Annotated in this window: 5 protein-coding genes and 2 pseudogenes; 1 reads left to right on the top strand and 6 read right to left on the bottom strand. The window is 72.7% G+C overall.

Annotated elements, in window-relative coordinates; translation table 11 throughout:
• From GTW08_RS07580 to GTW08_RS07555, 6 genes and pseudogenes are all read right to left on the bottom strand, one after another.
• Positions 1 to 269, bottom strand: a pseudogene (locus GTW08_RS07580) (alpha/beta hydrolase); the annotation flags it as partial.
• 3 nt (positions 270 to 272) lie between these two features.
• Positions 273 to 1169: a carbohydrate ABC transporter permease gene (locus tag GTW08_RS07575; RefSeq protein ID WP_083658872.1), complete on the bottom strand. Its 897-nt coding sequence runs from the start codon at positions 1167 to 1169 to the stop codon at positions 273 to 275.
• Entirely contained in the window at positions 1166 to 2032 is an 867-nt protein-coding gene (locus GTW08_RS07570; RefSeq protein ID WP_073577027.1) for a carbohydrate ABC transporter permease, read from the bottom strand. The genes GTW08_RS07575 and GTW08_RS07570 overlap by 4 nt, the downstream gene beginning before the upstream one ends.
• A 39-nt stretch (positions 2033 to 2071) precedes the next feature.
• Positions 2072 to 3412 carry an ABC transporter substrate-binding protein gene (locus GTW08_RS07565; protein ID WP_083658873.1) on the bottom strand — a complete coding sequence of 447 codons (1341 nt, stop codon included), beginning with the start codon at positions 3410 to 3412 and terminating at the stop codon, positions 2072 to 2074.
• Between the two features lie 6 nt (positions 3413 to 3418).
• Positions 3419 to 4738, bottom strand: a complete 1320-nt coding sequence (hisD, locus tag GTW08_RS07560) for a histidinol dehydrogenase (RefSeq protein ID WP_073577029.1) — start codon at positions 4736 to 4738, stop codon at positions 3419 to 3421.
• 59 nt (positions 4739 to 4797) lie between these two features.
• A complete protein-coding gene (locus tag GTW08_RS07555) occupies positions 4798 to 6111 on the bottom strand; it encodes an ABC transporter substrate-binding protein (protein WP_073577030.1) in 1314 nt (437 codons plus the stop codon).
• 106 nt (positions 6112 to 6217) lie between these two features.
• Between GTW08_RS07555 and GTW08_RS07550 the strand changes: the two are divergent.
• A pseudogene (locus GTW08_RS07550) lies at positions 6218 to 6581 on the top strand (hypothetical protein); the annotation flags it as partial.

Raw genomic sequence — 6581 nt, 5'->3', positions numbered from 1 at the left:
GGGCGGGCGCTGGTCGCCATCAGGCAGAGCCCGGCGACCCGGTCCGGGGCCCGCCGGGTCAGCGCCATCGCGACGATCCCGCCCAGGCTGAGCCCGCCGAGGGCGAACCGGTCGGGCAGCGCGTCGAGCAGCGCCTCGACCTGGTCGTCGAGGGTCGGCCGGTCGAGGACCGGGTGCAGCGCCCCCGCCCCCGCCGGGCCCCACAGCCGGGCCGAGCAGTTCATGCCCGGCAGCAGGACCAGCGGCGGGGACGACGGGACGGCGGGCACCGCTCAGCCCTTGACCGAGCCCGCGCCCAGACCGGCGACGAGGTAGCGCTGGGCGACGAAGGCGAACCCGATCACCGGCAGCGTCAGCAGGATCGCGGCGGCGCCGGCCTGCTGCAGCATCGGCAGCGTCTGCCCGAGCTGGGTGGCGATGAAGACCGGGACGGTGCGGGCGACGACGTCGGTGAGGACGTTCGCCGTCAGGTACTCCTGGAACGCGAACAGGAACATGAAGATCCCGGCGGTGAGGATGCCGGGGCCCATCAGCGGCACCATCACCCGCCACAGGATCTGGAAGCGGCTGCAACCGTCGAGCATCGCGGCCTCGTCGAGCTCCTTGGGGATCTCGGCGAAGAAGTTGCGCAGCAGCCAGATCGAGAACGGCTGGTTGATCGCCACGAGTGCCGCGGCGACGGCGAAGGTCGTGTCGTAGATCCCCAGCGAACGCGACAGCTCGTACATCGGCAGCACCACGGCGAACCGGGGCAGCGCGCGGAAGATCAGCGCCGCGATGAGCAGCGCGACCGACACCCAGCCCGGGTAGCGCGACAGCGCGTACGCGGCGGGGATGCCGATCAGCAGCGCGATCACCGTGCTGATCAGCGCGACGACCAGGGTGTTGAGCAGGTACCGGTAGAACTCGGTCGTCTGCCAGAGGTCGACGAACGCGGTGAAGGTGGGCTCCCAGGTGAACACCGGCGGATCGAGGAAGGCGACGTCGGTCGGCTTGGTGACCGACATGGCCGTCCACAGCACCGGGCTCAGCATCACCCAGCAGATCACCAGCAGCAGTCCGCCGACCAGGACGGTCCGCCCGCGTGGGCGGCGGCGGGCCGGGGCGGGGCCGGTGTCGTCGGACGGGCCGGGGGTGGTGGCCGGCGGGGCGGTCTGCACGCTGCTCACTGGCGGGCCTCCTTGGCCATGTCCCGGATGAACGGGGAGAGCAACAGCACGATCAGGACGATGAGCAGCACGTTGATCGCGCTGCCGAGCCCCAGCTGCTGGCCGCCGTCCTGGAAGGCGATGTTGTAGATGTAGAGCATGATCGACTCGTTGCCGATCTGCGGTGCCTGCGGCGAGAGCGGGACGAGCTGGTCGAACGTCCGCAGCACGTCCATGATCGAGATGATCGAGACGAAGGTGAGGACGCCCCGGATGCTCGGCACGATCACGTGCCAGTGCACCCGCCAGCCGGTGGCGCCGTCGATCCGGGCGGCCTCGACGATCTCCCCCGGGACGCCCTGCAGCCCGGCGAGGATCACCAGCATGGCGAACGGCAGCATGAACCAGACCGTGTTGAGACCGATCATCACCCGGTTCGCCCACGGCTCCGTGAACCAGAGGATCTCGGCCCCGGTGAGCTCGGTGATCAGGTAGTTGACGACGCCGCCGAAGTTGGAGTCGAACAGCCAGGAGAACATCGTCGCGCCGACGACGTTGGGCACGACGTAGGACACCAGGAGCACGCCGAGCACCCAGGGGCGGGACCGGCCGAGCCCGTTGACCAGCACGGCGAGCAGGTAGCCCCCGACCAGCAGGACGGCGACGACGGCGACGGTCAGGCCGACGGTGAACAGCACCGCCCGCCCGAGCCGGGGGTCGGACAGGGCCTGGGTGTAGTTGTCCAGGCCGAGGAAGGTGCCGGGTTCGCCGTAGTTGACCCGCTGCAGGCTCCACTCCACGGTCTTGTAGAGCGGGAACAGCAGCAGGCCGAGCATCACCAGCAGGCTCGGGGAGACCAGTCCCAGGAACTCGCGCCTGCGCATGGTCGCCTCACCTCGCTCTCGTGGGTGGTGGGAAGGGGGTCAGCGCCGGTACTCGGCGACGATCGCGGTCGCGATCTCCTGCATCTGCCGCTGGCCGTCCGGGATCGTCGTCCGGCCGGCCAGCACGTCGGCGACGACCGGGCGGGTCTCGTTGCTGATCCGCGACGTCCACGGGTAGGGCTCCGGTGGGGAGGCCCTGCCGATCGACTCCAGCTGGGCCCGCGCGAACGGGCTGCTGTCCGGGGTCACCATGCCCTCCCGGGCCGGGAACGCGCCGGGCACCGCGGCCCTCGACGACTCCGGCCCGACCGAGGCGGCGACGAGGTGGAACAGCAGGTCCCTGTCGACATCGGTGTTCTCCGGGATCGCCCAGCCGTCGACCGACAGCGTGTTGTAGAGCACGTCGCCGCCGGCCACCGACGGCGGCGGGGCGAACGCGAAGTCCGCGGCGAACCGGCTGTTGTCCGCCTCGGTGAGGTCCTTCATCCGGCCGCTGAACATGATCGCGATCGCGGCAGAGCCGTTGTACATCTGCTGCTGCACCGCGGGCTGGGCGAACGTCGTCACCTGCGGGTCCATGTAGGGCACGAGCGAGCGCAGCTGCTCGAACGCCTCCGCGGCCTGCGGGGTGTCGAAGTTCGGGCGGCCGGTGTGCCGGTCCACGTAGTCGGTGCCCAGCGAGCCCAGCGCGGCGTCGTAGGCGGTGGCGAGGTCCGAGCTCGCCAGCAGCGGAAGCGCCAGCGGGTAGCGGATGCCGCCGTCGCGCTGGATGCGCTCGGAGACCTGCCGCAGCTCGGCGAAGGTGCGCGGCGGCGTCAGCCCGAGCCGGTCGAAGACGTCGCGGCGGTAGGCCATGACGAACATCTGGGCCTGCATCGGGATGCCGTAGAGGGTGCCGTCGTAGGACATCGCCTCGCGCATCGCCGGGTTGAGCCGGTCCAGGTCGAACTGCGCGCCGTAGCGGGCCACCAGGTCGTCGAGCGGGTGGAGCTTGCCGGTCGAGGCCTGCTGCGGGACGACGAAGCCGTAGGTCTCGAGGATGTCGTAGGTGCCGAAGCGGCCGGCCAGCGTCGCGATCGTCTTCTGGGCCTGGCCCGCGTAGTCGATCGGCTCGTGGTGCAGCGTGACCCCGTCGCGCGAGCAGCTGCGCACCATCGAGTTGGTGAACGGGTCGATCGCCGAGGAGTTGTAGGCCAGGACGTTCACGTCCACCGGCGACGGTGGCGGTGGGAAGTCGCACGGGACGAGCGTGGCGGTGGCGGCGGGGGTCCGCGACCCGGCGCCGCATCCGGCCAGCAGCAGCACCACGGCGAGCCCCAGCGCCACCACGAGCGGGCGGCTGCCCCGGCCCGCCGACCCACCTCCGACATACATACGCATGCGCGATCAGTCCCGGAGTGCGTCGAGCCGGATGCGGGCGCTGTCGCGGTGCCCGACGAGCTGCTCGAAGTCGGACACGGTCACGGTCGGCTCGGCCTGGGCGCGGGTCGCCTCGCGGGTCGCCCGCTGGTAGGTCAGCTGCTTGAGGAAGCCGGCCACCGACAGTCCGCCGGTGTAGCGCGCGCCCCGGGTCGTCGGCAAGACGTGGTTGGTGCCGGACATGCCCTTGTCGGCGTAGGCCACCGTCGAGTGCGGACCGAGGAACAGCGATCCGTAGTTGCGCAGCCGGCCCAGCCACCAGTCGAGGTCCTCGGCGATCACCTCGAGGTGCTCCGGAGCGAGGGTGTCCATGACCCGGGCGACCGTCTCCCGGTCCGGTGCCAGGTAGACCGTGCCGTGGTCGCGCCAGGCCGCCCCGGCGATCGGGGCGGTCGCCAGGCCCGCGAGCTGCTTCTCGATCTCCTGCGGCACCTCCTCGGCCAGCCGCCCGGAGGTCGTGACCAGGGATGCGGGCGAGGTCGGCCCGTGCTCGGCCTGGGCCAGCAGGTCCGCGGCGACGGTCGCGGCGTCGGCGGTGTCGTCGGCGATCACGGCGACCTCCGACGGCCCGGCCAGCACGTCGATGCCCACCTGCCCGTAGAGCTGGCGCTTGGCCTCGGCCACGTAGGCGTTGCCGGCGCCGACGATCATGTCCGAGGGCGTCCCGTCGAGCAGCCCGAACGCCATGGCCGCGAGCGCCTGCACACCGCCGACGGCGTAGACCGCGTCGGCACCGCTGATGTGCGCCGCGTAGAGCACGGCCGGGTGCGGGCGGCCGTCGCGCGAGGGCGGGGTGGCCGCGACGATGTTCGGCACGCCCGCGACCCCGGCCACGCCGACGGTCATGAACGCGCCGGCCAGCAGCGGGAACCGGCCCGCGGGGAGGTAGGCACCGACGTTCTGCACGGGAACCAGGCGCTGTCCGCACACGACCCCGGGCAGCACCTCGGACTCGAAGTCCTGCAGCCGCGCCCGCTGCATCCCGGCGAACCGGCGGGTCCGGTCGGCGCCCGCGTCGAGCGCCGAACGCAGGTCCGCGGGCAGCTCGTCCCCGGCCCGGGCGAGCTCGGCGGGACCGACGAGCAGGTCGGAGCCGGTGAACCCGTCGAGGTCACGGGCGTAGCGCAGCACGGCGTCCATCCCGTCCGCGGAGATGGTGCGCAGCATCTCCGAGACGGTGGCGACCACGGCCGGGTCGCGCAGGTCTGCGCTGTCGGCGACGGCCGGCGCCTTCGCCACGGTGACGGGTGAGCCGATCCGCCGCATGTCCGCTTCAGTGAGGTGCATACGCATACACTAGAAGTCGCGGGCCGGACCTGACAAGGGCCGGACGACGTCCGGGCGGCTCAGCCCACCTCCCGGTACTCGGCGACGATCGCCGTCGCGATGTCCTGCATCCGCTGCTGCCCCTGCTCCACGGGGACCCGCCCGGCCAGCACGTCGGCCACCACCGGACGCGTCGCGACCGAGATGCGCGAGGTCCACGGGAACGGCTCGGGCGGCGGGGCCTTCCCCAGCGCCTCCAGCTGCGCCGGCGCGAACGGGCTGCTGGCCGGCGTCACGCTGCCCAGCCGCGACGGGAACGCCGCCGGCACCGCCGCGCGCGCCGACTCCGGCCCCACCGACGCGGCCAGGAAGCGGAACAGCAGGTCCGGGTCGACCTCGGTGTTGGCCGGGATCGCCCAGCCGTCGACCGACAGCGAGTTGTAGAGCACGTCGCCACCGGCGACCGACGGCGGCGGGGCGAACGCGAACTCCCGGGAGAAGCGGCTGTTGCGCTCCTGGACCAGGTCGAACATCCGGCCGCTGTACATGATCGCGATCGCGGCCGAGCCGTTGTACATCTGCTGCTGCACCGCGGGCTGGGCGAACGTCGTCACCTGCGGGTCCATGAACGGCAGCAGCGACCGCAGCTCGGTGAACGCCCGCGCCGCCGCCGGGGTCGTGAAGTTCGGGCGGCCGGTGTCGCGGTCGACGTAGTCGGTGCCGAGCGAGCCGAGGGCGGCGTCGTAGGCGGTGGCGATGTCGGCGCTCGCGAGCAGCGGCAGCGCCAGCGGGTAGCGGATCCCGCCGTCGCGCTGCACCCGGGCCGCGACCTCGCGCAGCTCGGCGAAGGTCCGGGGTGGGGCCAGGCCGAGCCGGTCGAACACGTCGCGGCGGTAGACGAGCGTGAACGGCTGGGCCATGGTCGGCAGCCCGTAGAGCTTCCCGTCGTAGGACAGCGCCGCCAGCATCTCCGGGCTCAGCCGGTCCAGGCCGTACTCCTCGCGGTACCGGGCGACGAGGTCGTCGAGCGGGCGCAGCTTCCCGGTCGAGGCGAACTGCGGCACGACCAGCCCGTAGGTCTCGACGATGTCGTAGGTGCCGTAGCGCCCGGACAGCGTCGCGATGGTCTTCTGGGTCTGCCCGGCGAAGTCGATCGGCTCGTGGCGCAGCGTCACGCCGTCCCTCGAGCAGCTGCGGACCATCGTGTTCGTGAACGGGTCGACGGCCGAGGAGTTGTAGGCCAGCACCCGCACGTCGAGACCCTGCGCGGGCGGCGGGAACCCGCACGGCACGAGTGTCGCCGTCGCGGCCGGGGTGCGTGAGCCCGCGCCGCAGCCGGCCAGGAGCAGGGCCAGCACCGTCACGACGGCCGCGGTGATCCGGTGGGGGCGCACCGCACCATGAGAACCCACCCGTGTGGGCGGGGCCACTCCACCCGTCGTGGTGACCCGGCGGTGTGGCTGCTTGCCCCGGCCCATCCGGCTGTCGAGAGTCCCCGCCGTGCCCCGTGTCCTGTCCGTCCTGTTCGCCGCGGTGCTCGGCTGCGCCGTCCTGCCCGCGGTCGCCCTGCCCGCGGCCGCCGACGGACCGGGGCGCACGTTCGTCGCCGTGTCGGTCGCGACCGTGTGGACCTCACCGGACAGCCCGCGCCCGCGGGACCGGGCCGCCGTCGCCGCCCCGGCCGACCCGGCCGCATGGATGGGGTCGATGAGCAGCGCGGACCGCCGCGAGCTCACCACCGCCTCGCGGACCCAGACCCAGGCGCTGCTCGGCGCCCCGGTGACCGTGACCGAGCGCCGCGACGGGTGGGCGCGGGTCGTCGTGCCCGGCCAGCCGTCGGACAAGGACGGCCGCGGCTACCCCG

Source organism: Pseudonocardia sp. SID8383 (assembly GCF_009864975.1).
Classification (GTDB): domain Bacteria; phylum Actinomycetota; class Actinomycetes; order Mycobacteriales; family Pseudonocardiaceae; genus Pseudonocardia; species Pseudonocardia alni.
The sequence above is the reverse complement of the archived record's forward strand: the minus strand, read 5'-3'. Positions and strand labels throughout refer to the sequence as shown.

Bases quoted from the DNA above. Each gene is read 5' to 3' on its own strand.
- hisD (WP_073577029.1), bottom strand. From the start codon at position 4,738: ATGCACCTCACTGAAGCGGACATGCGGCGGATCGGCTCACCCGTCACC.
- GTW08_RS07565 (WP_083658873.1), bottom strand. From the start codon at position 3,412: ATGCGTATGTATGTCGGAGGTGGGTCGGCGGGCCGGGGCAGCCGCCCG.
- GTW08_RS07570 (WP_073577027.1), bottom strand. From the start codon at position 2,032: ATGCGCAGGCGCGAGTTCCTGGGACTGGTCTCCCCGAGCCTGCTGGTG.